A 25,347-nucleotide genomic window follows, 5' to 3' on the forward strand; every position below is an offset into this window, starting at 1 on the left:
GGCTGTAAGGAATTTCTGCCGCTCCGAGGGTAGTCCCCGCGCCTCCTGACGCGGCGCGTCCATGAGGGGGGCCGCCGAGGTGGGGGCTCGCGCCCGCGCGGACCCCACCCCAGGTGTCAGACCCGGCTGCGACAGTCGTCCCGTGCGGCGCTTCGTGACCCTGGACCTCGAGACCGTGCCCGACGAGGCGCTGGTCTCGGCCGTGGACGGGGAGCCCTCCCGGCCCTACTCCGAGCAGCTCCGCCGGGTGCTCGCCGAGCGGCGCGCCCGGACGGGCGGTCGCAGCGACTTCCTCCCCCTGCCGTACCACCGGCCGGTGGCGGCGTGCCTGCTCGAGGCGGAGGAGGACGGCGGCATCGTCCGCGTCACCGACGCGGTCGCCTGGACCGACCGGCGCGGGCCGGAGGCCGCGTTCCTCGAGACGATGTGGCAGCGGCTGGAGGGCGCCTCCCTGGTGACGTTCCACGGCAAGGGCTTCGACCTGCCCGTGCTGGAGCTGCGCTCGCTGAAGCACGCCATCCCCACCCCGGCCTGGTTCGGGGCCGCCCGCCGGACCGGCGGGACCGAGCACCTCGACGTGAAGGAGCTGCTCGCGGGCCAGGCCACCGCGGCCCCGCTCGATCTCTACGCGAAGCTGGTGGGGCTGCCGGGCAAGGAGGACGTGGCCGGCGCCGACGTGCAGGCGCTCTACGCCGAGGGCGCCCTCGACCGCATCGCCGGGTACTGCATGACCGACGTGGTGCAGACGTTCCTGCTGTTCCTGCGGGTCCGGCTGGTGGAGGGATCGCTCACGCCGGACGGCTACGCCGAGAGCGCGGCGCTCGCGCGCGAGGCGCTGCCGCGGCTGTTCGCGCGGCGGCTCCGCCCCGGCGAGCGGTGCGCGCTGGACGGGTTCCTCGATCGCTGCGCGCCCTTCTTCGACGGCCGCGAGCCGGCGCTGCGAGCGCAGGCGCTGTAGCGCACCGGCCCCGGGAACGGCGCGGCCCGGCCGCTCGCGCAGCCGGGCCGTAGAAGGCCTCGCAGCATGGAGGGCCTGGCGCGCGACTACCGCGGCGAGCGCTTCGCGCGGCGCTTGCGCTTGACGCTGAGCACGCGCTTGCGCGTCGCCTGGGCGCGCTTGGTCTTCGAGCGGTTCGAGATCTTCCGCTTGGAGCGGTTCCCGAGCTTGGCGGGCATGTGGTTCTCCTTGGTGTCCGTCGTGAAAGGCGGCGGAGTCTCGCCGCTCCGGGGGTGATCGGTCAAGCCCGCCCCGTCCCCGGGCCGGGCGGCGGGCGCGCCGGCGCTACTCCAGCCAGTCCCGGTCGCGGAGCTTCTTCGGCAGGTACTCCTCGGTGATGAAGCTGATCCCGCGCCGCGAGAGCGCCTCCAGCTCGTACTTCTCGCCGGAGCGGACCATCTCCTGGATCTCGCGCTGCCACTTCGGGTCCTTGAACCAGGGATAGGCCAGCATCTGCTTCGCGCGCGCGTCGTCCTGGTCGTTCATGCGGATCGACACGTTGCCGGGCAGCTTGAACTTCGCCTTGTCGAACGAGGACAGGCCGATGAAGCGCGCCTTCGGCACCGCCATCCGCATCGACTCGTAGGCCAGGTTGATCGAGCCCTGCTTCAGCACCGAGTAGATGTAGAAGCCCCAGGGATCGTTGTCCACGAGCACGTACACCGGCAGTCCCAGCTCGGAGTGGAGCCGCTGCACGATGCGGCGCACCCCGCGCGGCGGCTGGCCCAGGCCGGTGACGATGATGCACTTCTCGCGGGCCCAGAACTTGTCCTCGTTGAAGCGCTTCCAGACGGCGTCCTTCTCGATGAGGAGGACGTACCTCGCCTCGCTCTTGCCGAACTGGACCACGTGCTCCTCGACGATGGACGGCACCGACCAGCCGCCCGAGCCCATCCGGCGGAGGTCGATGGCGTCGCCGGCGTCGCGGATGGAGAGCGGGCCCACCATCGAGCCGCGGCCGCTCGCGAACAGGTGCAGCTCCTCGCGGAGCGCGTCGATCGCAACCTCCAGGTCCTCGATGATCGGGTCGGACTCCTCCTGCTCCTCGAAGGTGTTCTGCCGCGTCTCCCCGAGGGCGTGCTTCGTCATGTAGTAGAGGTCGCGGATGCTCGTCGTCTTGCCGGCGTCGATGAGCTCCTTGCACGCCTCCGAGACCAGGAACGTCTGCATGAACTTCTTCGCCATGGAGACGTTGAAGAAGTAGCGCTTCTGCTTCTGGTCCTTCAGCTCGATGAGCCGCTTGCGCGGGTTGAACTGCACGTTCGCGAGCGAGCGGACCGGGATCTCGAGGAACGGGTTCTTGCCGCCCTTCACCGAGCGCAGCACCGACTCGGCGAGCGTCTCGATCTTCTGGACCGTCTTCTTGTCGATGGCGTCGAGCCTGGCCATGGCCTACTCCTGCTCCTCTTCCTCGGCCCTGCGCGGCCGCCGCGTGATCTTCCTCGACTGCTCCTCCAGCGCGGCGTCGTCGAGCCCCTCGCCGGCGCCCTCCTGCTCCGTCACCTGGTCGGCGAGCCGCAGGAACTCGCGCTTGATGGGGTCGGGGCTGCGCTTCACGATCTTGCCGATCGCCTGCGCCACCTCCTGGATGTACAGCTCGAACAGGCTGCGCCGCTGCGCCTGGTAGTCGGCGTGCTTGCGCTTGCGGATGTGCGCCGCGAGCTTGCGGCCGCACTCCTGGGCCGCGAGCTGGATCTCCCGGGTGATCTCCGGGTAGTGCGCCACCGCCTCCTTCGCCTCGCTGGTGAACGGCACCCACACCGAAGCGATGTGCACGAGCAGCGCCATGGGCCCGACCGGCAGCGAGCCGCGCGGCTGGCTGAGCAGGTAGTTGCGCCAGTCGGTCTTGACGATGGCCTCGGTCATGCCGCACGCGCCGCGCTGGAACAGCAGCGGCACGCGGTTCGCGAAGCGGAACAGCTCGATGGGCTTGTCGGCCGGCCAGCTCCCGCCGTACGCGAGGCCGACCTCCACCTGGAACGGGTTGCCGCGGTACACCTTGGGCGGCCGGGTCACCGTCGCGATGAAGTAGTTGTGGCCCTTGATCTTCTCGACGCCCTCCTCCGCCGGCGCGTCCGGCACCTCGGGCGCCTCCGCCTTCGCCGCCCTCCCCTTCTTCGTGGCCTTCTTCTTCCGGGCCGCGTCGAGGTCGAGCTGCTCCTCCTCCTCCGGCCCCTCGGTCTCGATCACGTTCAGGAAGGACACCAGGCCCTTGCGCATGAGCGTGTCGCCGATGGGCGAGAGGATCTGCGTCGGCGGCGCCATGATCCTGGTGGCGCCGATGGCCTGGTGGAGCTTGCGGGCGACCTCGCGGTCGCCGGCGACGTCGCGCGGACGGACCTTCGCCTTGAAGCCGGCCTTCTTCACGATCTCGTCGGCGACGGTCGAGGAGACGCGCGAGAACGCGGACTGCAGGAACCCGCGCACGTCGTGGCTCTTCGAGTCGGCGGCCATCCGCATCAGCGCGCCCAGCTCCACGCCGTGCGGGTGCGGCTTGATCTCTTGCGCCTCCTTGGGCAGCTCGTCGGTGGCGCGAGGGAAGGAGAGCGGCGCCTGGCGCGGGCGCAGGTAGTGGAAGGTGGCGTGCGGGTTGGAGAGCGCGGTGTGCTCGACGTAGCGGTTCACGAACCGCTGCCCCTGCTGCCAGTTCGCGACGATCTCCAGCTCCACCCGCGTGCCGTGCTCGTGCCAGTCGTCGAGCTGCCGCTCGGCGGTGACCACCGGGTTGTTCTTGCGCGTGTCGATCTGGATCTCGAGCCCGAACGCCGGCTTGCCCTTGCCGGTGCGGGAGATCATCCGGATCGGCTGCCCGGTGGTGAGCTGGCCGTACATGGCGGCGGCGCTGATGCCGATGCCCTGCTGGCCGCGGCTCTGCTTCAGGCGGTGGAACTTCGAGCCGTAGAGGAGCTTGCCGAAGATCTTCGGCGCCTGCGCCTTCACGATGCCGGGGCCGTTGTCCTCCACCACCACCACGAAGCGGCCCTCGCCCTTCGTCAGCTCGCCCTCGCCCTGGTCGTTCAGCCCGAGGTCGCGGACCTCGATGGTGATCTCGGGGAGGATGCCGGCCTCCTCGCAGGCGTCGAGCGAGTTGTCCACCGCCTCCTTGATGGTGGTGAGCAGCGCCTTCGAGGCGTTGTCGAAGCCGAGCAGGTGCCGGTTCTTGGTGAAGAACTCGGAGATCGAGATCTCGCGCTGCTGCTGCGCCATCTGCTCCGCGGTGGCGCGGCGCTTCGGCGAGCGCGTCGCCGCGGCCGGCTCCGGCTCGGCCTCGGGCGCGGGCGGCAGGAGCTCGGGCTCCTCCGCAGGCGCGGGGCGTGCCCGCCCGGCGGCCTTGCGCACCGGCACCCGGGGGGCAGGCGGCGCGGCGGGCTTCGACCGGCGCGGGGCCGCTCCCCCGACCACCGCCAGCTCCAGCTGGTCGCGCTCCCGGTCCCGCCCCGTGGCCTTCCCCTTCGCCCTCACCGCCGCCGCCTTCCGAGCCGCCATATGGACGCGCTGACCTCGCAACCCCGCGATATCGCCTGCCTCGCCCCAATAGCACGGCGGGGGATCCCGCGCGAGATCGCGGCGACCCGTGCGCGCCAGCGCGCGGCCGGGCGGGCGTCCGGCGGATTGACGCGGCCCCTCCGATGGTTACTCAAGCACCATGTCCTGGAGCGAGGCGGCACAGCCGCGCGGCATGTCCCCGAAGGCCGGTGTGGGCCGCAACTACGCCAAGACCGCCATGCTGATGGCGCTGCTCATCGCGCTGCTCGCGATCGGCGGCAACGTGGTCGGCGGCATGCAGGGGATGCTGCTCTTCGGCGGGCTCGGCCTGGTCTTCAACTTCGTCTCCTACTGGTTCTCCGACCGGCTCGCGCTCATGGCGCACCGCGCGCGGCCGGTGACGCGCGAGGAGCTGCCGCAGGTCTACGAGATCGTCGAGCGGCTCACCCGCCGCGCGGGCATGCCCATGCCGCGGGTCTACGTCATTCCCTCCGAGACGCCGAACGCCTTCGCCACGGGCAGGAACCCGTCGCACGCGGCGGTCGCCGTCACCGAGGGGATCCTCCGCATCCTCGACCGGCGCCAGCTCGAGGGCGTGCTCGCGCACGAGCTCGCCCACGTGCGCAACCGCGACATCCTCATCTCCACCATCGCCGCGGCGGTGGCCGGGCTCATCTCCACGCTCGGCTACGTGGTCCGCTGGGGCGCGCTGCTCGGCGGCATGCGCCGCGAGGACGACCGCGGCGGCTCGGCGCTCGAGCTGCTGGCCTGGGCGATCCTGGCGCCGCTCGTGGCGCTCGTGATCCAGCTCGCGGTGTCCCGCTCGCGCGAGTACGGCGCGGACGCGTCCGGCGCCGAGCTGGTGGGCGACCCCGAGCCGCTCGCCGAGGCGCTGCTCGCGCTGGAGCGCGGCAACGAGGCCATCCCGTACCAGTACGGCGGCCCCGCCACCGCGCACCTGTTCATCGTGAACCCGTTCCACGGGGCGGGCGCGAAGATGATGAGCCTGTTCTCGACCCACCCGCCCATCGAGGAGCGCGTGCGCCGGCTCCGCGAGATGCGGCGCGGCGTGCGGTACGCGTAGGGGTCGGGCAGCGCTCAGTACGAGCAGGCGAGCGCGCCGGAGCTCACGTCGAGCGTGCCGTTCACGGTGCCGCTCGTCCCGTTGAACGCGAACATCGGGTAGCTGCCCGGCGTGGTCGGCGCGGTGAAGGTGCAGATCACGTCGTTCGAGCAGCTCGGAGCCGGACAGCTGATCGAGCTGTCGCAGGCCTCGGCCAGCGGGTCGAGCTGGATCTGCCCACCCTGGATATCCACGTCGCAGCGGGTGATGTTCTGGTTGCAAGTCGGGCAGGCCCGCAGCTTCACCTGGACCGTGGCGCCGGGGGCGACCGTGCAGCTCTGGATCGCGTCGATGCGGGGCGTCTCCGTCGGGCAGGTGTCGTTGCCGCAGCCCGCCGCGAGGAGCGCGGCGGCGGCGAGGGCGGCGGCGGAGAGGGCGTTGCGCGTCTTCATGATGGGCTCCTGCGTCAGGGCGTGAGGACGATCTTCCCGAACTGCGCGCGCTCGGCAAGCAGCGCCTGCGCCTCGCGCGCCCGGGCGAGCGGAAGCACCCGGTCCACCACCGGCCGCAGCCTCCCCTCGCCCACGAAGCGGAGCACCTCGAGCAGCTCGCCGGAGGTGCCCATGGTCGAGCCGAGGATGGAGAGCTGGCGGTAGAACACGTGCCGCAGGTCGGTCGGCGGGTCGTACCCGGTGGTCGCGCCCACCGTGACGATGCGGCCGCCCGGCGCGCAGGAGAGGATCGACCCCTCCCACGTCTTCCTGCCCACGTGCTCGAACACCACCTCCACGCCGCGGCGCTGCGTGAGCCGCTTCACCTCCTGGACGAAGTCCTTCGCCTCGTAATTCACGACCTCGTCCGCGCCGAGCGCCCGCGCCCGCTCCAGCTTGGCGTCCGAGCCGGCGGTGGCGATGACGCGCGCGCCGTGGAGCTTCGCGATCTGCACCGCCGCGACGCCGACGCCCGAGCCGGCCGCGTGCACCAGCACGGTCTCGCCGGGCCGCACCCGCGCGCGCGCCACCAGCGCGTGCCAGGCGGTGAGGAACGTGAGCGGCACCGCCGCCGCCTCCTCGAAGGACAGGTTCGGCGGGCGCGGCAGCGCGTTGCGGGCCGGCACCACCACCGCCTCGGCCTGGCCGCCCGAGACGTGCTCGCCCAGGATGGCGTAGCCGCGGCACAGGTTCTCCTCGCCGGAGCGGCAGCGCACGCAGCGCCCGCAGGAGAGCCCCGGCGCGAGCACCACCTCGGCGCCCACCCTCGGCTCGTCCACCCCCGGCCCCACCGCGTCCACCACCCCGGCCACGTCCGAGCCGAGCACGTGCGGGAACGACAGCATGAGCCCGCTCCAGCCCTTGCGGACCCAGAGGTCGAGGTGGTTGAGCGCCGCCGCCCGCACCCGCACCCGGACCTCGGCCGGGCCGGGCTCCGGCAGCGGGAGCTCACCGACCTCGACGCGCTCGGGGCCGCCGTGGCCGCGGATCAGGACGGCCTTCATGTGCGCTCCCGTTCGCCTAGAAGGACTGGTAGGTCGGGTTCTGGTCGAACCAGCGGGCCGCGCAGATCACGGCGGCCGTGCCGCTCGCCTCGAAGTCGGCCTGCCTCACCCGGACCTCGCAGCCGAGCCAGCAGCCGGTGGGGCCGCAGATGTTGGAGTCGTTCGGGTAGTACGACCAGTCCATGATGCAGAGGACGTTCGTGTCCGAGGCCGCGCCGCACAGATCCCCGGCGCCGGTCGAGGTGAGCGGCAGGCCGCACTGCATGCCCGTGAACACGTCCCGGTAGCGGAACAGCAGCTCGGCCTGGTCGAGCGTCGCCCCGCTCGCGGCCAGCGCGTTGCACTGCCGCCCCAGCTCGTCGTACGCCTTCTCCTCCTTGCTCTTCCCGCAGGCGGCGACGGCGAGGACGGTGGCGAGGACGGCGAGCGTTCGGGCAGCGGTCACGAGCGCACGTTATCGCCGGGTGCGGCCCCTTGCCAGGGGCTCACTGGGGCGGGATAAGACCAGCTCCCGGCCGGGGCGGGTGCGCCGCCCAGGCGTGGATACACTTGGGGTGAACGGATGGTCGTTCGCGTGGACGTGCTCCCGCTCGCGCTCGAGCTGCGGCGGATCGTCATCGCCGAGGTCATCGGCGGGTTCCACGGCCAGGCCCAGCTCGGCCGCTGGTGGCTGCCGTCGGGCGTGCTCGCCGACGGGGAGCAGCCCGGGGAGCGCGCCGCGGCCATCGCGCGCGAGCAGCTCGGGCTCGAGCTGGAGGGGCTGGTGGTGGTCGGCTGCCGCGCGGAGCAGGTGGGCGGCGCGCCGCACCTCGCGCTGGTGTTCGCCGGGGCGGTGGCCGGCGGCGAGCCCGCGCCGGGCGCGCCGGTGACCGGCTTCGCGGCGCGCACGCTCGCGGAGCTGCCCGATCAGGTCGGCTTCTACCACCGCGACGTCATCGAGGTGCTGGCGGCCCGCTACGAGCGGCTGCGCGCATGAGCGGCGCCCCGGCGGCCCGCTTGCCCGCGCCGGCCGCGCTGGCTAGGACCCCGGCATGACGATCCCCCTGCTCGCGATGCTGCTCGGCGCCGCCCCCCTGAAGGTGGGCGACAAGGCGCCGGACTTCACGCTCCCCGACACCGACGGCAAGCCGGTGTCGCTGTCGAGCCTGCTCGAGTCCGGCCCGGTGATCCTGGCCTTCTACACGAAGGCGTTCACCCCTGGTTGAACGCGCGAGCTCTCAGCGTACCGGGACCGGTATGCCGACGTGGCGAACAAGGGCGCGCAGGTGGTGGGCATCAGCACCGACTCGGTCGAGACCCAGCGGAAGTTCAAGGACGAGCTGAAGGTCCCGTACCGGCTGCTCTCCGACGAGGGCGGCAAGGTGGCGAAGCAGTACGGGGGCACCATGCCGGTGGTGGGGCTCGCGAACCGGGCCACCTACGTGCTCGAGCAGGACGGGACCATCAAGGAGATCGTGACCGGCAGCGCCGCGATCGATCCGGCGGGCGCGATCACCTCCTGCCCGCTGCACAAGGGGAAGAAGGGCTAGCCATGCGCGTGCTGGACGGGTTCGTGGCCGGGCTACGCCGGCGGCTCCTCGGGATCTCGGCGGAGGAGATCCGCTACACGTTCGAGGACGTGCGCGGCGAGATCCGCGCGCTGCGCGCCGAGCTGAAGGAGGAGATCGCCGCCGTGCGCCGCGAGCTGGACACGCTCCCGTCCCGGCAGGACCGCCCCAAGGGGCCGGAGATCCCGGTCGCGGAGGCCTGAGCCCCGCTCGTGGTTCGACAGGCTCACCACGAGCGGCTTATGCAGGCGCGCTCACCCTGAGCGTAGGCGGGCCGCAGGCCCGCCGGAGTCGAAGGGTCGCCCTGAGCGTCCCTCGACTCCGCGCGGCCCCTCGGGCCGCGCTACGCTCGGGATGAGCGAGCGAGCGGAAGGCCCGCCGGAGTCGAAGGGACGCTACGCGACCACCCCGTCCTCGACGATCACGGCCCGCACTACCGCCTCGCCCTCGCCCGCCCGCACGCGCTCGCCCGGCTTCCAGTGGGCGCGCCGCAGGTAGCCGAGGCCGAGGCGGCCCTCCGGCGTCTCCGCGGCGCTCGTCACCGCGCCGACCTCCTGGCCGCCGGCGACGAGCGGGGTGCCCGGCCCGGCGCCGGGCGGCAGCTCGAGCTGCACGAGGCCGCGCTGCAGGTGGCCGCGCGCGGTGGCCCGGAGCACCACCTCCTGCCCGATGTAGCAGCCCTTCGTGAACGAGATGGCCGCGCGGGTGAGCCCGGCCTCCATGGGCAGCCGGCTCGCGTCCATGTCGGCGCCGAAGCGCGCCACGCCGGCCAGGATGCGCAGCGACTCCAGCTCGGCGAGGTCGAGCGGCGCCGCCCCGTCGGCCACGAGCGCGGCCCGCAGCGCCTCCGCCTCGCCCGCCGGCGCCCACACGTCCACGCAGGGCGCGCCGCGGCGCGCGCTCGGGACCACCGGCGCCGCCCCCGCGCGCCCGGCCAGCCGCGCGGGCCCCTCCGGCCCGAGCACCGGCAGCGCGCGCAGCGTCGCCGACAGGTCCTCGAACGTCACGTCGTCCATGATGACGAGCTTCTCCAGCAGCGCGCGCGTCTCCGGCGCGGCGGCCGGGTCGAGCTCCACCAGGATCTCGCCCTCGCGCACCAGCACGTGGCCCTCGCCGAGCAGGTGCCCCTTCGCGTTCAGGAACGCGGCGTAGGCGGCCTCGCCGGGCTTCAGGCGGGCGAGGTCCTGGGTGGACATGCGGTGCAGGTAGTCCTGGGCGTCCTTGCCGGTGACGCGCAGGAACGCGCGCTCGAGCACCGGGCCGACGGCCCAGCCCTCGCGCGCGGCGCGGAGTCGTTCGTGGAGGCTCACGCCCCCGTGGATAACGCGGGCGCGGCGCGGGCTCAAGGCGCGCGGCGCCGCGGGCTACCCGCGCTCGGTCAGGATGACGCCCGCGATCACCATGGCCCCGCCCGCCACGAACGGCGCGGTGAGCCGCTCGCCGGCGATGGCCCAGGCGAGGAGCGCGGTCAGCACCGGCTGCAGGTTCGACCATATGGCCACCCGGCTCGCCTCGGCCCGGGAGAGCGCCCAGTAGTAGAGGATGTAGGCGACCACGCTGGTGAGCAGCACCAGGTAGCCGAGGGCGGCCCAGCCGGTGGGCGAGAGCGCGGCGAGCCGCGACCAGTCGGTCGCGACGAGGCCCACCGGCAGGTACGCGAGCGTCCCGAGCACGAGGGCCACGCCGGTGGAGCCGACGGCGCCGTAGCGCTGCGCGTACGGCTTCCCCGCCACCGCGAACACCGACCACGCCACCACCGCGAGCAGGATGAGCAGGTCGCCGGCGAGCTGGCGCGAGGAGCCGTGCAGCCCCACCGCGCCGCGGCCGAGCAGCACCACCACCACCCCCGCGAACGCGAGCGCGATGCCGGCGACCTTCGCCGGGCCGGCCCGCTCGCCCAGGCGCACGCGCGCGAAGAGGAACACGAACACCGGGGTCAGCGCGTAGAGCAGCGCCGCGTGCCCGGGGGTGGTCCAGGCCATGCCGGCGAGGAAGAAGCCCTGGTTCACCGGGATGGCGACGATGCCGAGCCCCGCCAGCGCGAGGAGGTCGCGCCGCGCCACCCGCACCGGCCGGCGCCACAGCAGCAGCCCGAACGCGAGCGAGGAGAGCCCGAAGCGCACCAGCGCCACCTCGAACGGCGACAGCTCGCCCAGCGCGCGCTTCGCGGCGAGGTAGGTGCCGGCCGAGATGGCCGAGTGCAGGAACATCACCAGGTGGACCATGTGGCGCCGGAATGTAGCCGCCGGCGCGCGGGGCGCAAGCCGGCGCGGGGCTCAGGACGCCAGCCACAGGACCAGGAAGCCGCCGGCGAGCGTGAGCGGCACGCTGCGCGTCGTCGCGGCGATGGCGGCGGCGGCCGCCCCCGCCGCCAGCCGCGCGGGGACGCCCGCGGCATCGCCGGCCGCCCCGGGCCGCGCCAGCGCGGGCGTCACGATGGCGGTGAGCGTCGCCACCGGCACGAACGGGAGGAGGTCGCGGAACCAGCCCGGCACGGCGCGCCGCCCCTCCAGCGCGACGAACGAGAGGCGCGTCGCGAACGTGACGGCGCCGCAGGCGACGATCACGAGCCACAGGCTCATCGCGCCCTCCGCGGCGCGACGAGCGCGCCGGCCAGGATCCCGGCGACGCTGGCGGCGAGCAGGCCGAGCTGCCACGGCCACCCCGCCGCCGCGAGCGCGACGATCCCCGCCGCGACCGCGGCCGCGAGCAGTGCCCGGGAGCGGATCATCGGCACGGCGATGGCGATGAAGGTGAGCGGCAGCGCCACGTCGAGCGGCAGCCGCGCCGGGACGCGCGCGCCGAGCCAGACGCCCGCGGCGGTGGCGAGCTGCCACCCGGACCAGAGCGCGACCCCCGCGCCGAGCAGGTGCCAGTGGCGCGCCGGCGACCGGTCGCCGTCGCCCAGCCGCCGCATGGCCACCGCGTACGACTCGTCGGTGAGGAGGTACGAGAGCGCGAGCTTCCAGCGCAGCGGCAGGTGCGCGAGGTGCGGCGCCACCGAGGCGCTGTAGAGCGCGTGCCGCAGGTTCACGAGCGCGACCGCCGCCACCATCACGACGCCCAGGGCGCCGGCCGCGACGAGCTGCGCGAGCAGGAACTGCGCCGCGCCCGCGAACAGGATGGCGGAGGCGGCCATGGCGGTGGCGGCGTCGAGGCCGCTCGCGCGGGCCAGCACGCCGTACACGAAGCCGTACGGGACGACGCCGAGCAGGAGCGGCGCGAGGTCCCGGACGCCGGACCAGAACTCCTGCGCGGCGCTCCGGCCGGGGTGCGCCCGGGCCGGGGCCGCGATTGCCGGGGAGGTCATGCTCCCAGGGAAGCACCTCCCGGCCGGATGGAACAGACACAGCGTCGCGCGCGGCCGGCTATAACAGCCGGATGGCGACCGGGTTCAAGTACCGGCGGATCGCGGACCACCTCGCCCGCGGCATCCAGGCGGGCATCACCGGGCCCGGCGAGCGGCTCCCCTCGCTCCGGGAGGCGTGCCGGACGTACGGCGCGAGCCTGATGACCGCGCTGGCGGCCTACCGGCACCTCGAGGCGATCGGGCTCGTCGAGGCGCTGCCGCGCTCGGGGTTCCGCGTCCGCCCCCGGCTCCCCGCGCCGCTGGAGCAGGCGCCCACCCGCCGCCCGAGCCTCCACGCGTTCAGCAGCGCGCGCGCCGAGCTCACCGCCGAGCTGCTCGCCGCCATGGCCGACCCGGCGCTGGTGCCGCTCGGGAGCGGCTGGCCGTCGGCGGATCACTTCCCGGTGGCGGCGTTCCGCCGGCTCACCTCGCGGCTGCTCCGCGGCCCCGCGCCGGGCCCCTGGACCCGCTTCTCGCCGCCCCGCGGCGACCCGGAGCTCCGCCGCCTCGTCGCCCGGCGCTACCGCGCGCGCGGCATGGACGTCGGCCCGGACGACGTCCTCGTCACCACCGGCGCGATGGAGGCGCTGGCGCTGGCGCTGCGCGTGCTGGTGAAGCCGGGCGACGTGGTCGCGGTCGAGTGCCCGGCGTTCTTCGGCGTCCTCGACGCGGCGCGGAGCGCCGGCGCCCGCGTGGTGGAGCTCCCGGCCGAACCGGCGGGCGGCCCGGATCCGGCGGCGCTCGCGGCGGCCTGCCGCCGCCACGCGGTCCGCGCCGCCGTGCTCGCGCCCACCTTCGCGAACCCGGCCGGCAGCCTGATGGACGAGGCGCGCAAGGCCGCCTGGCGCGAGGCGCTGGGGGCAGAGGGCGTCGCGCTCATCGAGGACGACGTCTACGGCGAGCTCGCCTGGGACGGCCGGCGCCACGCGCCGCTGTGCGCGCCGCGCGGGCGCGACGAGCCACCGGCCATCCTGGTCGGCTCCTTCTCGAAGACGCTGCTCCCGGGCGGCCGCGTCGGCTACGCCATCGCCCCGAGCCCCTGGATCGACGCGCTCGCCGACCTGAAGAGCATCACCACGCTGGCGGCCGCGCCGCTGGCCCAGGCGCTCGCGGCGGGGCTCGTGGGCGACGGCGCGTACGACCGGCACCTGCGGCGGCTGCGGCCGCGCCTGCAGGCGGAGGTCGGGACCATGCGGGCCCTGGTGGCCCGGCACTTCCCGCCGGGAACGCGCGTGAGCGACCCGCGGGGCGGTTACTTCCTGTGGGTCGAGCTGCCGGCGGGCGGGGCGGACGGCCTGGCGCTGTTCCACGCGGCGGCGCGGCACGGCATCGGCGTCGCCCCGGGCTGCCTGTTCTCGCTGGGCGGCGGCCTCGACCGCTTCGTGCGCCTGAACGCCGCGCTCGCCGGAGACCTCGAGCCGGCGGTGCGCACGCTGGGGCGGCTCGCGGCCGCTCCGGCCGCGCGCGCGTCCGGGGCCTAGGGCTCCCCGCCCAGCCGCTCGAGCGCCCACCGCGCCGCGGCGCGGACGCCGTCGCCGAGCGGGCTCGCGAGGTGCGCGCGGATCGCGGGCAGGTGCCGCCGGTCGCCGGACGCGCCGGCGAGGAGCAGCGCGTTCCGCACCAGGCCGTCGTGGCGCGCCCGCGCCAGCGAGGTGCCGTGGAAGCGCCGCCGGTAGCCCTCGGCGTCGAGCGCGAGCAGCTCGTCGAGCCACAGCGAGAGCTGGCCCGGGCGCGGCACGAGCTCGAGGTCGCCGTCGGCGGGCACGCCGCGGTTCCACGGGCAGACCGTCTGGCAGTCGTCGCACCCGAACACCCAGCCGCCCAGCCGCCCCGCCAGCTCGTCGGGGATGGGGCCGCGCCGCTCGATGGTCCAGAAGGAGATGCAGCGGCGCGCGTCCACCACGCCCGGGGCCGGGATGGCGCCGGTGGGGCAGGCCGGCAGGCACGCCTCGCACGTGCCGCAGCGGTCCGGGTGCGGCGCGTCGGGCGCGAGCTCGCGGTCGAGCAGCAGCGTCGCGAGCACCACCCAGCTCCCGTGCTCCGGCGTGATGAGGCAGCCGTTCTTCCCCACCCAGCCCACGCCGGCGCGCTCCGCCCACGCCTTCTCCATCACCGGCGCGATGTCGCACGAGGCGTACGCACCGAGCCCCGGGTCGGCCGCGCGCAGGTCCGCGAGCATCGCGGCGAGCTTCCGCTTCACCACCGTGTGGTAGTCGCGGCCGCGCGCGTACCGCGCCACCGCGGCCGCGCCGGGCGGCGGCGGCGCGGGCTCGCCGGCGTGGTACGAGAGCGCGAGCGCCACCACGCTCCGGACGCCGGGGAGGAGCCGCGCCGGATCGAGCCGCTCGTCCCGCTGCGTGCGCAGCCAGGTCATGTCCGCCTCGAGGCCGCCGGCCAGCACGCGGTCGAGCGGGCCCGGGTCGAGCGGCTCCGCCCGCGCGATCCCGCACTTCGAGAAGCCGGCCCGCGCCGCGGCCGCCTTCACCTGGTCGGCGTCGAGCCCCGCCACGCGCCCGCCTCAGCCGCGCCGCCCCGCGCGCGCGGCCACCTCGGCCGGCGCCGGCACGAGCCGCTTCGCGATCGCCGCGGCCAGGCCGCCGGCCGCCGCGCCGGCGAACCCGCCCAGCAGGATCGCGCCCACCGCCACGCCGGCCGCCGACGCCGGGGTGGCGTTCTCGGCCACCAGGATCCCGTACCCGAGCGCCATCCCCACCACCACCGCCACGTTCCCGCGCCGCAGCCGCGCCTCCGCCGCCGCGGCGAGCGCCAGCACCGCGACCGCGAGGCCGGCCTGCAGCGCGGTCGGGGTGAGGTCGCGGAACACCGTCACGCGGAGCGGGCCGGTCGCGTCGCCGCCCAGGCGGTCCAGGGTGAGCGCGTGCCCGTCGCCGAGGTCGCCCTCCAGCCACACCTCGGTGCGGTCGTGCGCGACCGGGGCCCGCCCGCCGCGGCCCACGCGCGCGTAGGTGTAGGTCCGCTCCAGGTGCCCCTCGACCGGCGGCCGGAGGCCACCGATGGTGAAGCGCACCGCCGGCGAGCCCGAGGACGGCAGCGGCGCGGCCACCAGCAGCCGCACGTGGTGGGGGACGTCCGCGGGCACCGGCATGACGTCGCCGCGCGCGGCGAGCGCGCCCTGCGCGAGCGGCCGCCCGGGCACCACCGCCGCGACGGCCGGCACCACCGAGAGGAACAGCGCGCCGGCCGCGGCGGCCACGGCGAGGCCGCGGCCGGCCCGGTCCGCCGCGGGCGCCAGCGCCGGACGGAGCGTGAAGGCCACCGCGAGCAGGCCGACCACCGCCGACACCGCCGCCGCCGCGGCGCCCTCCGAGAGCCAGCCGGCGGCGTACAGGCCCCCCGCCGCGGCCAGGACGGCGAGGCCGGCCACCGGCAGGATCCAGCCGGTGAGCGCCTCCTCCAGCCAGAGGGTGAGCGGCGACGGCGGTCGGGGTTCGGTCATCGGGGTCTCCGCGGGGTTCCGGCGGCTGGTCTTAGCACCGGGCGCGTCCCGCCGCCGGGTCGCCCTGACATTGCCTCGCAGTGCGGCCGAAAACTGGCGATATCGATCGGCCCCTCTACGATGCGGCGATATGGCGACAAGGCTCGACCTTCACGAGTGGAACGACCTGCCCGGCGCCGCCGAGCGAGGGCGCGGCTGGGCGCTCGTCCAGGGCGACTGCGTCGAGGCGCTGGAGCGCCTCCCCCCGCACTCGGTGGACGTCGCGTTCGCCGACCCGCCGTACATGCTCTCGAACGGCGGCAGCACCTGCCAGGGCGGCCGACGCACCTCGGTGAACAAGGGGAGCTGGGACGCCTCCGGCGGCTTCGCCGCGGACCACGCGTTCCAGGCGCGCTGGCTCCAGGCGGTCCGCAAGGTGCTGAAGCCGTCCGGCACGCTGTGGGTCTCCGGGACGCAGCACGTCATCTTCTCCATCGGCTACGCGATGCAGGAGATGGGCTTCCACCTGCTCAACACCGTCACCTGGTACAAGCCGAACGCCTCGCCCAACCTGGCCTGCCGCTTCTTCACGCACTCGACCGAGATCCTGCTCTGGGCGAGCCCGATGAAGACGCGCCCGCTGGCGCACCGATTCAACTACCGCGCGATGAAGACCGCCAACGGCGGCAAGCAGATGCGCGACCTCTGGGAGATCGCCGACCGCCCCGCGCCCGGCGGCGACCAGGTGGTGTGGTCGGTGCCCACGCCGGGGCCGCGCGAGAAGGTGCACGGCCGCCACCCCACGCAGAAGCCGCTGGCGCTGCTCGAGCGCGTGCTCGCCGCCAGCGCCGCGCCGGGCGATCTGGTGCTGGACCCGTTCTCCGGCTCCGGCACCACGGGCGTCGCCGCCCTCCGCGCGGGCTGCCGCTTCCTCGGGCTGGAGCGGGATCCGAGCTACGTGGATCTCGCCGCCCGGCGCCTCCGCGCCACCGCGATCGATCCGGAGTGACGCACCCGCCGTGAGCAGCCCGGACGGCGCGCGAGCGGCCGCGCACGCGTGCGCCCGTCCGGCGTCTGCCTTGTTCCGGGCGAGGTGCGTACATTCGTCGGCGTGACCCCTCGCGCGCTCGCGGCGCTGCTCCCCCTGGTCGGCCTCGTCGCCTTCCTCCTCGGGACGCTGCTCGCGTTCGCGGCGCGCGCGGCCCTGTTCGGCCGCCCGCACACGCCGGACATCGAGAAGCGCCAGCACACCATCCTCGCGAAGTTCTTCCAGGAGTGGTGGATCTGGCTGTGGGGCCCGGTGGAGCGGCTGTGCGTCCGGCTCGGGATCTCGCCGGACGCCATCACGCTCGCGAGCACGCTCGTCGCCGCCGGCGCGGCGGTGCTGCTCGGGTTCGGGTGGCTGTCGCTGGGCGGCTGGGTGTTCCTGTTCGGCGCGAGCTTCGACTTCATCGACGGGCGGGTGGCGCGCGCGACCGGCCGCGTCACCCGGGCCGGCGCGTTCCTCGACTCCACGCTCGACCGGGTCGGCGAGCTGCTCGTGTTCGGCGGGCTGGCGGTCACCTTCCGCGGCTCGGTGGTGCTGTTCGCCGCGCTGGCCGCCGCGGGGGCGTCGCTGCTCGTCTCCTACGCGCGGGCGCGCGGCGAGGCGCTCGGCGCCGACGAGGCCGCCCGGGTGGGCGGGATGCAGCGGCCCGAGCGCATCGTGGTCACCGGGGTGGCGTGCGCGCTCTCGCCGCTCGCCGACGCGGCCTGGGGCGCCGGCGTCGGCCGGGCGGTCGTCGGCAGCGCGCTCGCCGCGCTGGCAGCCCTGGCGACGGCCACGGCGGCGCGGCGGACGTTCGTGATCTATCGTGCCCTGCGGCGCGCGGATCCGGCCGTGGCGCCCCGGCCGCCGTTCCGCCTCGCCGACGTGTTCCGCCTCGACGCCACGCGGCGGCGCAAGGCGGCGCGCTGAGGCGCCAGGGTGAGCGCGCGCATCCCGAGCCGCGCCAGGGTGACCGCGCTCATCCCGAGCGTAGCCCCGCCGGAGGCGGGGCGGAGTCGAGGGACGCGGTGATTGCCGACCCCCTGGACGCATGGTAGGAGGGGGAGCCGTGAGAGGTCCGCCCGCCCGCCACCCGAACGACGACGCCCGCGAGCAGCTGCCCGCGCCGGAAGGCATCATCGGCATCGCCGACGAGCTCAAGCCCGGCGACCGCGTGGTCTACCCGAACCAGGGTGTCTGCGCCGTGGTCGGCTGGGAAGTGAAGGACATCGCCGGCCAGAAGCTCGAGCTGGTCCGGATGACGCGCGAGGAGGACGGCGCGGCGGTGATGGTGCCGAAGGGCAAGGTGCCGTCCATCGGCCTGCGCCGCGTCGCCACCGGCGCGCAGATGGAGGGCGTCTTCCACTACCTCGGCGCGGTCTACGACGACCCCGAGCTCGACTGGAAGATCCGCCACCGCGACAACGCGGACCGGCTCATCGCCGGGGGCGTGCTGGGCGTCGCCGAGGTGGTGAAGGGGCTGCACTCGCTCTCCCGCCTGCGCCCGCTGCCGACCAAGGAGCGCGAGCAGTACGACAACGCGCGCCACCTGCTCGTGCACGAGGTGTCGGTGTCGCTGGCCGTGCCGCCCGGGCTGGCCGAGGACTACATCGACTACGCGCTCATGCCGCCGGCGGGCGTGAAGTTCGACCTGAAGCCGCCCCCTGCGCCGGTCCCCCTGCCCTCGCGCCCGAAGAAGCGGCGCGTGGTCGAGGAGGCGGAGGAGGGCGATCTCGGGCTCGGCGATCTGGGCCTGGGCGACCTGGGCATCGACCTCGAGGGCGCGCTCGAGGGCGCGGAGGTGCCCGGGGCCGAGGCCGAGGGCGCCGAAGGTGCCGAGGCGGGCGAGGGCGAGGCCGCCGGCGCCGAGGGCGTCGAGGCCATCCCGGGCGTCGAGGAGGCTGCGCCCGAGGAGCTCCCGGAGGCCGAGGAGCCGGTCGCGGAGGAGGAGCCCGAGGAGCTGCCCGTGCGCGCGCCCCGCGCCGCGAAGCCGGCCCGGACCGCCGAGAAGCCGGGCAAGGTCGAGAAGCCGGAGAAGGCGGCCGAGAAGAAGGCCGCGCGCCCGGCGAAGCCGAAGAAGGCGGAGCCGGAGAAGCCGGCCAAGGTCGAGAAGCACGCCGAGAAGCCGGCCGCGCGCAAGGCCGCGGCCGAGAAGCCGGCGCCGGCGAAGAAGGCCGCCGCGAAGAAGCCCGCAGCGCCGAAGAAGGCGCCCGCGAAGAAGCCCGCCGCCGAGAAGCCGGCCGCCAAGCGCGGAGGGAAGAAGAAGTGATCCGCGTCGTGACGCTCGACCCGGTCGATCCGACCGACATGGCGGCCCTCATCCGGACGCTGTACCAGGCGTTCGGCCTCGGGACCGAGTTCGCCGGCGAGAAGCCGGTGCCGGCCGAGGCGGAGGGCAAGGACGGGCGGCTCGACGCCATCACGCTGCTGCGCGAGGTGGAGCCGGTCCGCACCTTCGCCGACGACAAGGTCCTGTACATCGCGGGCGCGCCGCTCTCGCTCCCGCCCGGACCGCTCGGCGAGCCGCCCTGCTGGGGCTTCGCCGACTACGGCAAGGAGCGCGCGGTGATCACCACCGCGAAGCTGCCGGCGCGCGGCGTGACCGAGGCGTCGATCGAGACGTACCGGCGCCGGCTGGCGCGCGAGGCGATCCACGCCATCGGGCACCTGTGGGACCTGCACCACTGCGTGGACGCGCGCTGCGCGATGCACCCGTCGTGGTCGCCGTCGCTCGCCGCGAACCCGGACTCGGACCTCTGCACCTTCTGCCGCGAGAAGAGCGAGCGGAAGATCCGGCTCGCCAAGACCTAGCCGTCCGTCCCGTGAGCGCCGACTCCCCCACGCCCGGCCCGGCCCCCGCGCCGAAGGCGGCCGGCATCGTCCGCCGCCTGCTCCGGCGCGCCCGGGAAGCCGCCGCCGAGGACCTGCGCACCCGCGCCGCCGCCCTCCGCGACGGCGCCCGGCGCGGCTGGGCGGCGCGCCCGTCGCCCCGCCGCGGGATCGCCATCGGGTTCGCCGCCGCGCTCGCGGCCGCCGGCGCGGGCGGCATCCTCTGGCAGGCGCGGCTCCCGGACCGGCTCCCCTCGGCGCTCGACTGGGCCGCGCTCTCGGCGCTCCTCGAGCGCGACGCCCGCCCGGGCGACGCGGTCGCGATCGCGCCGGCCTGGGCGGAGCGCGCCCGGCTCGCCGCGCCGGCCCGGGTGCCGGTGCTGGCGCACGCGCGCTTCGACCGCGCCGAGCTGACCGGGGTCCGGCGCGTGTGGCTGGTGACGCTGCCCGGCGCGCCGGGCCATGCGTGGCAGGCCGAGCTGGACCTCATCGCGCGCGCCGCGCGCCCGGCGGAGCGGACGGCGCTGGGGCGGCTGGAGGTGCTGCGCTTCGAGCTGGCCGGGCCGCGCGTGCCGCTCGCGTTCCTGCCCGATCTCCTCGCCCGCGCCGAGGTCCGCCGCGGCGACCGGCCCTGCCCCGCCGGCGCGGACGGCGCGGCGGCGTGCCCCGGCGACCCCGGCCCGTCGCTGCGGCGGTCGGTGCGGCAGGTCGAGGCGCTGCCGCGGCCGTGCCTGGTGGCGGCGCCCGCGGACGCGCCGCTGGTGATCTCCTTCCCGTCCGTCCCGCTGGGCAGCGCGCTCGCCGGCCACCTGGGGCGCGCGGGCGATCCGCCGCCCGCGGCCACCGGCCCGCTCCCCGCCCGCGTGGCGCTGCGCGTGGACGAGCAGGAGGCCGGGACGGTCGAGCTGCCGCTCGCGGGCTGGCGCGCGTTCCGGCTGGACACCGCCCGCTTCGCCGGGAGCGCGCGGAGCGTGGAGCTGACGGTCACCGCCCCCGCCGAGGCGGGCCCGCTCTGCCTCGACGCGGAGGCGCTCCCGTGACCCCCGCCCTGCGCCAGCTCCCCGCCCGCGTCGCCGCGGGCCTCCGCAGCGGGCGGAGGAGGATCGCGCTCGCCTGGGCCGCCGCCACGCTCGCGGCGCTCGTCGCGCTCGCCGGCGGGCCCGGCATCTCGCGCGACGAGGCGGACGTCGTCGCCGCGGCCGGGCGCGTGGCCGAGGGCTGGCGCACCGCCGCGGGCCACCCGCTCGCCGCGCTCACCGGGCTCGAGGCCGCCCGGGCCCGGTCCGGCGGGCGCCCGCTGCCGCCGCTCGCGCCGGCCGTGGCCGCCGCGGGCCACGCCGCCGGGCGCGCGGTGGGCCTCTCGCACCAGCGCGCCTACCGGCTCGGCGCCGCGGCCGCGGGCGCGCTGCTGTCGGCGCTGCTCGCCCTGGCCGGCCACGCGCTCGCCGGCCCCGCCGGCGCGGCGCTCGCGCCCGCGATGTACTGGCTCGCGCCGAGGACGCTCCTCTCCGGCGCGGTGGCGCTCGCGGACGGCTTCGCCGCGCTGCTCTGGCTGGCCGCGTTCTGGGCCTACCGCCGCGCGGCCGCCGCACCGGACCGGCTGCTCCGGCTGCGCGCCGCCGCGCTCGCCGGGCTCGCGTTCGGCGCGGCGCTCGCGACCCGGCTCGACGCCTGGGTGATCCTGCCCACGCTCGCGCTGCACGCGCTGCTGGTGCGCCTGCTGCGCCCGCGCGCCGCCGAGCCCGCCGCGGAGGCGGCGCCGGTCGGGATCGAGGCGCGGCTGCGCGGGGTGCCGGTCGCGATCGCCGCGATGGCGGTGCTCGGCCCGCTCGCCCTGGTCGCGCTGTGGCCCTGGCTCTGGCCCGACCCGCTCCACCGGGCGCTGCTCGCGGCGCGGGCCGCGCGCGCCGGCGCGGGCGAGGCGCTCGCCGCCGGGCTGCCCCGGCCGCTCCTGCCCCTCGCCGTCACGGCCTTCGCGGTCCCGCTGGCGCCGCTCGTCGCGGCCGCGGGCGGCGCGCTGCAGGCGCTCGCGCGCGCGGCCCGGGCGCTGCGGCGCGGGAGCGGGTTCGCGCTGTCCGACGAGATCCTGCTGCTCCTCGGCGCCGCGGCGCCGCTCGCCGCGGCGGCGTCCGGGATCGTCCCTGCGCTCCCCGGCGTGCGCGCCTGGCTGCCGGCGTTCCCGTTCCTCGCGCTGCTCGGCACGCGCGCGCTCCTCGACGCGGCGCGGATCGCGTGGCCGGCGCGCGCGGCGCCGCTGGCCGCGGCGCTCGCGCTCCTCGTGCTCTACCCCGCCGTCCGCCAGGCCGCGCACGCCTGGCCCTGGGCGTCGTCCTCCTGGAGCGCGCTCGGCGGCGGCACGCCGGGCGCCGCCTCGCGCGGGCTGGCGCGCCAGGACGGCGGCGAGGCGGCCGCGGCGGTGCTGGATGCGCTGGCGGCGCGCGCGCGGCCCGGCGCGCGGGTGTACTGGCCCCGCACCGCCGAGGCGGCGATCGACGTCTACCGGCGCGACGGGCGGCTCCGGGCCGACCTGCGCCGCGCGGAGTCGCCGGAGGAAGCGGACGTCGCGGTGGTGGCGGTGGACGGCGCGGCCCGCGACGCCGAGTACCGCACCTGGGCGGCGTTCCGCGACGCGCGGCCGGTGGCCGGCGCCTTCCTCGACGAGGTGCCGCTGGTGCTCGTGTACGCGCGCCCGGGCGCGTGGCGCTGAGCGCCCCGTTCACCGAGCGGCGATGCTCACGCCCCGGGCAGGCCCGCCGGCCGGCTTGCCGCCGCGCGCCGCGGCGGGGTACACGGGACGGGCATGCCCTCGCATCGCAGGATGCTGATCGCCGTGGTCGGGGGCGCCGTGCTCGGCGCGCTCGCGAACGCGCTGGGCGCCGGCGCGCCCTGGCTCGACGTCGCGGTGCGCGACGTGGCCCAGCCCATCGGGCAGCTCTTCATCCGGCTCCTGTTCATGCTGGTGGTGCCGCTCCTGTTCTCGGCGCTGGTGCTGGGCGTCGCCGACCTCGAGCTCCGCCACCTGGGCCGCCTGGGCGCGCGGATGCTCGGCTACACCGCGGCGGTGTCGTCCATCGCGGTGCTCATCGGCGTGACGCTCGTGAACGTGCTCGGGCCCGGCCGCGGCCTGCCCGACGCGGTGCGCGAGGCGGCGCGCGGCGCCGCGACCATCAAGCCAGCCCCGCTGCCGGGCGGCGACTCGGTGTCCGGCTTCGTCCTCGCGCTCGTCCCGGACAACCCGGTGAAGGCGGCCGCCACCGGCGACCTCATGGGCCTCATCGTGTTCGCGCTGCTGTTCGGCGTGGCGCTCGCCATGACCGACACGCCGGGGGCGCGCGCGCTGAAGGCGGCGCTGCAGGGGCTCTACGACGTCTCGATGAAGCTCATCGAGGGCGTGCTGTGGCTCGCGCCCGTCGGCGTGGGCGCGCTGCTGTTCGTCATGGCGGCCCGGCTCGGCGCCGCGGTGGTCCGGCCCATCGCCGCCTACGTGGGCGTGGTGGTGCTCGGGCTCGCGCTGCACCAGTTCGTCGTCTATTCGCTGTCGGTGAAGCTGTTCGGCGGCATGAGCCCGCGCGCGTTCTTCTCGGGCGTGCGGCTCGCCATGGTGACGGCGTTCTCCACCGCCTCGTCGTCGGCCACGCTCCCCACCGCGCTCCGGGTGGCCGAGGAGAACCTGCGCCTGCCCCGGCACGTGGCGCGCTTCGTCCTCACCGCCGGCTCCGCCATGAACCAGAACGGCTCCGCGCTGTTCGAGGGCGTCACGGTGCTGTTCCTGGCGCAGGTCTACGGCGTCGAGCTGTCGCTCGGGCAGCAGGCCGTCGCGGTGGGGATCGCCGTCCTGGCCGGCATCGGCACGGCCGGCGTGCCGGCCGCCTCCATGCCCTTCATCGCGATGATCCTCGGCATCCTCGGCATCCCGGTGGAGGGCATCGGCCTGGTGCTCGGGGTGGATCGCTTCCTCGACATGTGCCGGACGACCGTGAACGTCACCGGCGATCTCGCCGCGGCGGTGTTCGTCGCGCGGGGCGAGCCCTCCGAGGCGGCCGGCGCGGCCGCCGGGGTGCCACCCGCGCCGTAGCCGTCCGTGCGCGCGACGCGCCCGCGGCTCGCGAACGGGGGACGACGCCCCGGCGCGCGGAGTTTCTCGACTCGCCCCTCCCGTCGGCGGGGGCGCCCCTGGTAGGATGACCCTCCGCCGCGCGTCGCCCCGTGGGACAGGACGGGCCGCTCGGCGCCGGAGCCCGTATGAAGATCGTCGCCCTGGCCCTCGGGACCTCGCTGCGCGGAGACGACGCGGCCGGGCTGGCGGTGGCGCGCGGGCTCGAGGCGCTGGTCCCGGGCCTCCAGGTGGTGGAGATCCCCGAGCTCGTCCCGGACCACGCCGAGGTGGTGGCCTCCGCCGACGGGGTGCTGTTCCTGGACACCTCGGTGGCCGGCACGCCCGGGGAGGTCTGCGCCACGCGCCTCTCGCCCCGCCCGGCGCGCGCGGCGGTGATCCACACGCTCATGCCGGAGGAGGTGCTGGGGCTGGCGCGTGCGCTGTTCGGCCGCGTGCCCCCCGCCGCCCTGGTGACCGTGGCCGGGCGCGACTTCGCGTTCGGTGACGCGCTCTCCCCCGAGGTGGAGGCGGCGCTGCCGCTGGCGCGGGAGCGCGCGCGGGAGATGGTGGCGGGCTTCCGCCTGTAGCCGCGCACGCTTCCGCCCGCGACCCCGCTTCGCACCCCGCGGCACTCGCGCCCGCGGCGGACCCCCGGTCTCCGCTTGACCGCCCCCCCCACCGCGGCCCACGCTCGCGGTGCGGAAGGAGGCGCGTTCGATGGCGAAGCCGATGAAGCACGACCACGGCAAGGAGCCGAAGGAGCGCGGCAGGCTCGCGGCCCTGCGCGAGAGCATGCCGGCGCTTCCGCCGTGGATGGAGCGGATCGACGAGCTGGTCGGGGAGCGCTGGTCCGCGTTCTGGCCGGTGCTGCGGCTGGGCGAGGAGCTGGCGTTCAAGGTGCCGCCCGTGGACGTGTACGAGGACGGCCGCGACCTGGTCCTGAAGGCGGAGCTGCCCGGCCTGCGGCGCGAGGACATCAAGGTGGAGATCACCGGGGACCTCGTGACGCTCTCCGGGAAGAAGGAGAAGGAGGAGCGGATCGAGCGCAAGGACTACCATCGCGTCGAGCGCGCGACGGGCGCGTTCACGCGCACGGTCCGGCTGCCGGTGGAGATCGCGGTGGATCGCGTGACCGCGAAGTTCACCGAGGGCGTCCTCGAGATCCGCGCGCCCATGGCCGGCGAGGGCAAGGGGCACGGGCGGAAGATCGAGGTGACGTGAAGCGCGGCGCGCGCCGGCCCTTCCCCCCGGCACGGCGCGCACGCGGCGGGCGGACGCCCTCCGGGGCGGCCGCCCGTGTCATTTCCCCGCTCAGTCGAGCGGGAGCGGCGCACCGGCGAGCCACGCGTCGAGGGCGCCCGGCCGCGCCAGGAAGTGCCCGACCATCCCCGACACGTCCCGCCGCCGCGCGTCCAGGCCGCGCCGGGCGAGCGCGCCCGCCAGCGCGTCCAGCGCCTCGAGGTAGAGCGCGCGCTGCGCCACGTCCATGCGCACCACCGGCGCGCGGCCGTCCTCGCCGTCGTCGTCCCCGTCGGCGGCGGCCAGGGCCAGCGCCGTCCGGCAGTCGCCCCGGTCCACCGCGCTCACGCTCCGGCACGCGAGCGGCCGCGCCGGGTGGATGGCGCAGCGGCCCGCGCCGTCGAGCAGCGGGCAGGCCACCCTTCCGGCGATCCGCTCGCGATCCTCCAGCCAGCGGACGCGGTCGTGGAACGCGAGCAGCCGCGCGCCGAGCGCCGCCGCCGCGCCCGGCTCCAGCCCTGCCCGCAGCCGCGCCGCGGCCACCGCCCCCTCCACCGGCAGCGTGCCCACGTTGAGCACGCAGCAACTCGAGCAGCCCGGCCCGCAGGCCGGAACCGGCGTGCCGGACGGCCGCGCCGCGTCGAGCGCCGCCGCCACCGCGCGCTCCACGCCGTCGAGCAGCGCGGCCAGCCCCGCCTCGTCCGCGCCGGCCAGGCCGCGCTGCGCCAGCGCCCCGACCGCCTCCCTGCAACGCGCCACGGCCTCGTCGAGCACGGCTCCCCC

Annotated in this window: 28 protein-coding genes; 15 read left to right on the top strand and 13 right to left on the bottom strand. The window is 76.0% G+C overall.

The genetic code is table 11. The features are described from left to right. The first annotated feature begins 142 nt into the window (after nt 1-142). Nucleotides 143-958 carry a 3'-5' exonuclease gene (locus ADEH_RS14700; RefSeq protein ID WP_041453568.1) on the top strand — a complete coding sequence of 272 codons (816 nt, stop codon included), beginning with the start codon at nt 143-145 and terminating at the stop codon, nt 956-958. An 86-nt stretch (nt 959-1,044) separates the two neighbouring features. Here the strand turns inward: ADEH_RS14700 and ADEH_RS23705 are convergent, their stop codons facing one another. The 3 genes from ADEH_RS23705 to ADEH_RS14715 all read right to left on the bottom strand — a co-directional run bounded on the left by ADEH_RS23705 (nt 1,045) and on the right by ADEH_RS14715 (nt 4,483). Beyond that, nucleotides 1,045-1,176 carry a hypothetical protein gene (locus tag ADEH_RS23705; RefSeq protein WP_012634086.1) on the bottom strand — a complete coding sequence of 44 codons (132 nt, stop codon included), beginning with the start codon at nt 1,174-1,176 and terminating at the stop codon, nt 1,045-1,047. A gap of 106 nt (nt 1,177-1,282) precedes the next feature. Further along, nucleotides 1,283-2,386: a DNA topoisomerase IV subunit A gene (locus ADEH_RS14710; protein WP_011421891.1), complete on the bottom strand. Its 1,104-nt coding sequence runs from the start codon at nt 2,384-2,386 to the stop codon at nt 1,283-1,285. A 3-nt stretch (nt 2,387-2,389) separates the two neighbouring features. Then, nucleotides 2,390-4,483 (bottom strand): DNA topoisomerase VI subunit B, encoded by a 2,094-nt coding sequence (locus tag ADEH_RS14715; protein ID WP_041453570.1) that lies wholly within the window; start codon nt 4,481-4,483, stop codon nt 2,390-2,392. 160 nt (nt 4,484-4,643) lie between these two features. Between ADEH_RS14715 and ADEH_RS14720 the strand changes: the two genes are divergently transcribed. After that, nucleotides 4,644-5,567 (top strand): zinc metalloprotease HtpX, encoded by a 924-nt coding sequence (locus ADEH_RS14720; protein ID WP_011421893.1) that lies wholly within the window; start codon nt 4,644-4,646, stop codon nt 5,565-5,567. A 14-nt stretch (nt 5,568-5,581) separates the two neighbouring features. Here the strand turns inward: ADEH_RS14720 and ADEH_RS14725 are convergent, their stop codons facing one another. Genes ADEH_RS14725 through ADEH_RS14735 form a run of 3 tightly spaced genes read right to left on the bottom strand, consistent with a single transcriptional unit; the run spans nt 5,582 to nt 7,486 of the window. Beyond that, nucleotides 5,582-5,998: a hypothetical protein gene (locus ADEH_RS14725; RefSeq protein WP_011421894.1), complete on the bottom strand. Its 417-nt coding sequence runs from the start codon at nt 5,996-5,998 to the stop codon at nt 5,582-5,584. Between the two features lie 14 nt (nt 5,999-6,012). After that, nucleotides 6,013-7,041, bottom strand: coding sequence for a zinc-binding dehydrogenase (locus ADEH_RS14730; RefSeq protein ID WP_011421895.1), 1,029 nt, complete (start codon nt 7,039-7,041; stop codon nt 6,013-6,015). A 16-nt stretch (nt 7,042-7,057) separates the two neighbouring features. Next, nucleotides 7,058-7,486 (bottom strand): hypothetical protein, encoded by a 429-nt coding sequence (locus ADEH_RS14735; RefSeq protein WP_011421896.1) that lies wholly within the window; start codon nt 7,484-7,486, stop codon nt 7,058-7,060. Nucleotides 7,487-7,615: 129 nt separating this feature from the next. Here ADEH_RS14735 and ADEH_RS14740 point away from each other — a divergent pair, with 129 nt between their 5' ends. From ADEH_RS14740 to ADEH_RS14750, 3 genes are read left to right on the top strand one after another with little or no spacing between them, the layout of a single operon-like run. Next, entirely contained in the window at nt 7,616-8,017 is a 402-nt protein-coding gene (locus tag ADEH_RS14740; protein ID WP_232287289.1) for a hypothetical protein, read from the top strand. A gap of 55 nt (nt 8,018-8,072) precedes the next feature. Continuing rightward, a complete protein-coding gene (locus ADEH_RS14745; RefSeq protein ID WP_081436922.1) occupies nt 8,073-8,570 on the top strand; it encodes a peroxiredoxin in 498 nt (165 codons plus the stop codon). 2 nt (nt 8,571-8,572) lie between these two features. After that, entirely contained in the window at nt 8,573-8,791 is a 219-nt protein-coding gene (locus ADEH_RS14750) for a hypothetical protein (RefSeq protein WP_011421899.1), read from the top strand. 192 nt (nt 8,792-8,983) lie between these two features. Here ADEH_RS14750 and ADEH_RS14755 read toward each other — a convergent pair whose 3' ends face one another. The 4 genes from ADEH_RS14755 to ADEH_RS14770 are packed head-to-tail and all read right to left on the bottom strand — an operon-like array spanning nt 8,984 to nt 11,898. After that, the gene (locus ADEH_RS14755; protein ID WP_011421900.1) at nt 8,984-9,898 is read right to left on the bottom strand and encodes a YgfZ/GcvT domain-containing protein; all 915 of its coding nucleotides are present in this window, start codon (nt 9,896-9,898) and stop codon (nt 8,984-8,986) included. Between the two features lie 54 nt (nt 9,899-9,952). Beyond that, nucleotides 9,953-10,813 carry a DMT family transporter gene (locus ADEH_RS14760; RefSeq protein WP_011421901.1) on the bottom strand — a complete coding sequence of 287 codons (861 nt, stop codon included), beginning with the start codon at nt 10,811-10,813 and terminating at the stop codon, nt 9,953-9,955. A gap of 51 nt (nt 10,814-10,864) precedes the next feature. Further along, the gene (locus ADEH_RS14765) at nt 10,865-11,170 is read right to left on the bottom strand and encodes an AzlD domain-containing protein (RefSeq protein ID WP_011421902.1); all 306 of its coding nucleotides are present in this window, start codon (nt 11,168-11,170) and stop codon (nt 10,865-10,867) included. After that, nucleotides 11,167-11,898 (bottom strand): AzlC family ABC transporter permease, encoded by a 732-nt coding sequence (locus ADEH_RS14770; RefSeq protein ID WP_011421903.1) that lies wholly within the window; start codon nt 11,896-11,898, stop codon nt 11,167-11,169. Before ADEH_RS14770 ends, ADEH_RS14765 begins: the two co-directional genes overlap by 4 nt. A gap of 71 nt (nt 11,899-11,969) precedes the next feature. Here ADEH_RS14770 and ADEH_RS14775 point away from each other — a divergent pair, with 71 nt between their 5' ends. After that, a complete protein-coding gene (locus tag ADEH_RS14775; protein ID WP_011421904.1) occupies nt 11,970-13,418 on the top strand; it encodes a PLP-dependent aminotransferase family protein in 1,449 nt (482 codons plus the stop codon). Here the strand turns inward: ADEH_RS14775 and queG are convergent. Both queG and ADEH_RS14785 read right to left on the bottom strand, forming a co-directional pair. After that, nucleotides 13,415-14,446 (bottom strand): tRNA epoxyqueuosine(34) reductase QueG, encoded by a 1,032-nt coding sequence (gene queG, locus ADEH_RS14780; protein WP_011421905.1) that lies wholly within the window; start codon nt 14,444-14,446, stop codon nt 13,415-13,417. The two genes, ADEH_RS14775 and queG, sit on opposite strands and share 4 nt — an antisense overlap. Nucleotides 14,447-14,455: 9 nt before the next feature. Continuing rightward, on the bottom strand, nt 14,456-15,394 hold the full coding sequence (locus ADEH_RS14785) for a hypothetical protein (RefSeq protein ID WP_011421906.1): 939 nt from the start codon (nt 15,392-15,394) through the stop codon (nt 14,456-14,458). 130 nt (nt 15,395-15,524) lie between these two features. Between ADEH_RS14785 and ADEH_RS14790 the strand changes: the two genes are divergently transcribed. From ADEH_RS14790 to ADEH_RS14830, 9 genes are all read left to right on the top strand, one after another. After that, nucleotides 15,525-16,382: a DNA-methyltransferase gene (locus tag ADEH_RS14790; RefSeq protein ID WP_011421907.1), complete on the top strand. Its 858-nt coding sequence runs from the start codon at nt 15,525-15,527 to the stop codon at nt 16,380-16,382. Nucleotides 16,383-16,484: 102 nt separating this feature from the next. Beyond that, nucleotides 16,485-17,330 (top strand): CDP-alcohol phosphatidyltransferase family protein, encoded by an 846-nt coding sequence (locus tag ADEH_RS14795; protein WP_232287290.1) that lies wholly within the window; start codon nt 16,485-16,487, stop codon nt 17,328-17,330. Nucleotides 17,331-17,469: 139 nt separating this feature from the next. Beyond that, nucleotides 17,470-18,669 carry a CarD family transcriptional regulator gene (locus ADEH_RS14800; protein WP_011421909.1) on the top strand — a complete coding sequence of 400 codons (1,200 nt, stop codon included), beginning with the start codon at nt 17,470-17,472 and terminating at the stop codon, nt 18,667-18,669. Then, nucleotides 18,666-19,211, top strand: coding sequence for an archaemetzincin (locus ADEH_RS14805; protein WP_011421910.1), 546 nt, complete (start codon nt 18,666-18,668; stop codon nt 19,209-19,211). Before ADEH_RS14800 ends, ADEH_RS14805 begins: the two co-directional genes overlap by 4 nt. Before the next feature lie 11 nt (nt 19,212-19,222). Continuing rightward, a complete protein-coding gene (locus ADEH_RS14810) occupies nt 19,223-20,269 on the top strand; it encodes a hypothetical protein (RefSeq protein ID WP_011421911.1) in 1,047 nt (348 codons plus the stop codon). After that, nucleotides 20,266-21,936: a glycosyltransferase family 39 protein gene (locus tag ADEH_RS14815; protein ID WP_011421912.1), complete on the top strand. Its 1,671-nt coding sequence runs from the start codon at nt 20,266-20,268 to the stop codon at nt 21,934-21,936. Before ADEH_RS14810 ends, ADEH_RS14815 begins: the two co-directional genes overlap by 4 nt. A gap of 93 nt (nt 21,937-22,029) precedes the next feature. Continuing rightward, complete coding sequence (locus ADEH_RS14820; protein WP_011421913.1) at nt 22,030-23,304, top strand: dicarboxylate/amino acid:cation symporter; 1,275 nt, start codon at nt 22,030-22,032, stop codon at nt 23,302-23,304. A 167-nt stretch (nt 23,305-23,471) separates the two neighbouring features. Then, complete coding sequence (locus ADEH_RS14825) at nt 23,472-23,912, top strand: hydrogenase maturation protease (RefSeq protein ID WP_011421914.1); 441 nt, start codon at nt 23,472-23,474, stop codon at nt 23,910-23,912. Nucleotides 23,913-24,042: 130 nt separating this feature from the next. Next, the gene (locus ADEH_RS14830) at nt 24,043-24,546 is read left to right on the top strand and encodes an Hsp20/alpha crystallin family protein (RefSeq protein WP_011421915.1); all 504 of its coding nucleotides are present in this window, start codon (nt 24,043-24,045) and stop codon (nt 24,544-24,546) included. A gap of 90 nt (nt 24,547-24,636) precedes the next feature. Here ADEH_RS14830 and ADEH_RS14835 read toward each other — a convergent pair whose 3' ends face one another. After that, the gene (locus ADEH_RS14835) at nt 24,637-25,338 is read right to left on the bottom strand and encodes a YkgJ family cysteine cluster protein (protein WP_011421916.1); all 702 of its coding nucleotides are present in this window, start codon (nt 25,336-25,338) and stop codon (nt 24,637-24,639) included. Nucleotides 25,339-25,347 lie beyond the last annotated feature (9 nt).

Source organism: Anaeromyxobacter dehalogenans 2CP-C (genome assembly GCF_000013385.1).
GTDB lineage: Bacteria > Myxococcota > Myxococcia > Myxococcales > Anaeromyxobacteraceae > Anaeromyxobacter > Anaeromyxobacter dehalogenans_B.

Excerpts from the sequence above, each read along its gene's own strand:
- ADEH_RS14830 (WP_011421915.1), top strand. The coding sequence starts at position 24,043 with ATGGCGAAGCCGATGAAGCACGACCACGGCAAGGAGCCGAAGGAGCGC.
- ADEH_RS14790 (WP_011421907.1), top strand. The coding sequence starts at position 15,525 with ATGGCGACAAGGCTCGACCTTCACGAGTGGAACGACCTGCCCGGCGCC.
- ADEH_RS14715 (WP_041453570.1), bottom strand. The coding sequence starts at position 4,483 with ATGGCGGCTCGGAAGGCGGCGGCGGTGAGGGCGAAGGGGAAGGCCACG.
- ADEH_RS14725 (WP_011421894.1), bottom strand. The coding sequence starts at position 5,998 with ATGAAGACGCGCAACGCCCTCTCCGCCGCCGCCCTCGCCGCCGCCGCG.
- ADEH_RS14765 (WP_011421902.1), bottom strand. The coding sequence starts at position 11,170 with ATGAGCCTGTGGCTCGTGATCGTCGCCTGCGGCGCCGTCACGTTCGCG.
- ADEH_RS14775 (WP_011421904.1), top strand. The coding sequence starts at position 11,970 with ATGGCGACCGGGTTCAAGTACCGGCGGATCGCGGACCACCTCGCCCGC.
- ADEH_RS14825 (WP_011421914.1), top strand. The coding sequence starts at position 23,472 with ATGAAGATCGTCGCCCTGGCCCTCGGGACCTCGCTGCGCGGAGACGAC.
- ADEH_RS14720 (WP_011421893.1), top strand. The coding sequence starts at position 4,644 with ATGTCCTGGAGCGAGGCGGCACAGCCGCGCGGCATGTCCCCGAAGGCC.
- ADEH_RS14750 (WP_011421899.1), top strand. The coding sequence starts at position 8,573 with ATGCGCGTGCTGGACGGGTTCGTGGCCGGGCTACGCCGGCGGCTCCTC.
- ADEH_RS14820 (WP_011421913.1), top strand. The coding sequence starts at position 22,030 with ATGCCCTCGCATCGCAGGATGCTGATCGCCGTGGTCGGGGGCGCCGTG.
- ADEH_RS14710 (WP_011421891.1), bottom strand. The coding sequence starts at position 2,386 with ATGGCCAGGCTCGACGCCATCGACAAGAAGACGGTCCAGAAGATCGAG.
- ADEH_RS14770 (WP_011421903.1), bottom strand. The coding sequence starts at position 11,898 with ATGACCTCCCCGGCAATCGCGGCCCCGGCCCGGGCGCACCCCGGCCGG.
- ADEH_RS14730 (WP_011421895.1), bottom strand. The coding sequence starts at position 7,041 with ATGAAGGCCGTCCTGATCCGCGGCCACGGCGGCCCCGAGCGCGTCGAG.
- ADEH_RS14760 (WP_011421901.1), bottom strand. The coding sequence starts at position 10,813 with ATGGTCCACCTGGTGATGTTCCTGCACTCGGCCATCTCGGCCGGCACC.
- ADEH_RS14785 (WP_011421906.1), bottom strand. The coding sequence starts at position 15,394 with ATGACCGAACCCCGACCGCCGTCGCCGCTCACCCTCTGGCTGGAGGAG.
- ADEH_RS23705 (WP_012634086.1), bottom strand. The coding sequence starts at position 1,176 with ATGCCCGCCAAGCTCGGGAACCGCTCCAAGCGGAAGATCTCGAACCGC.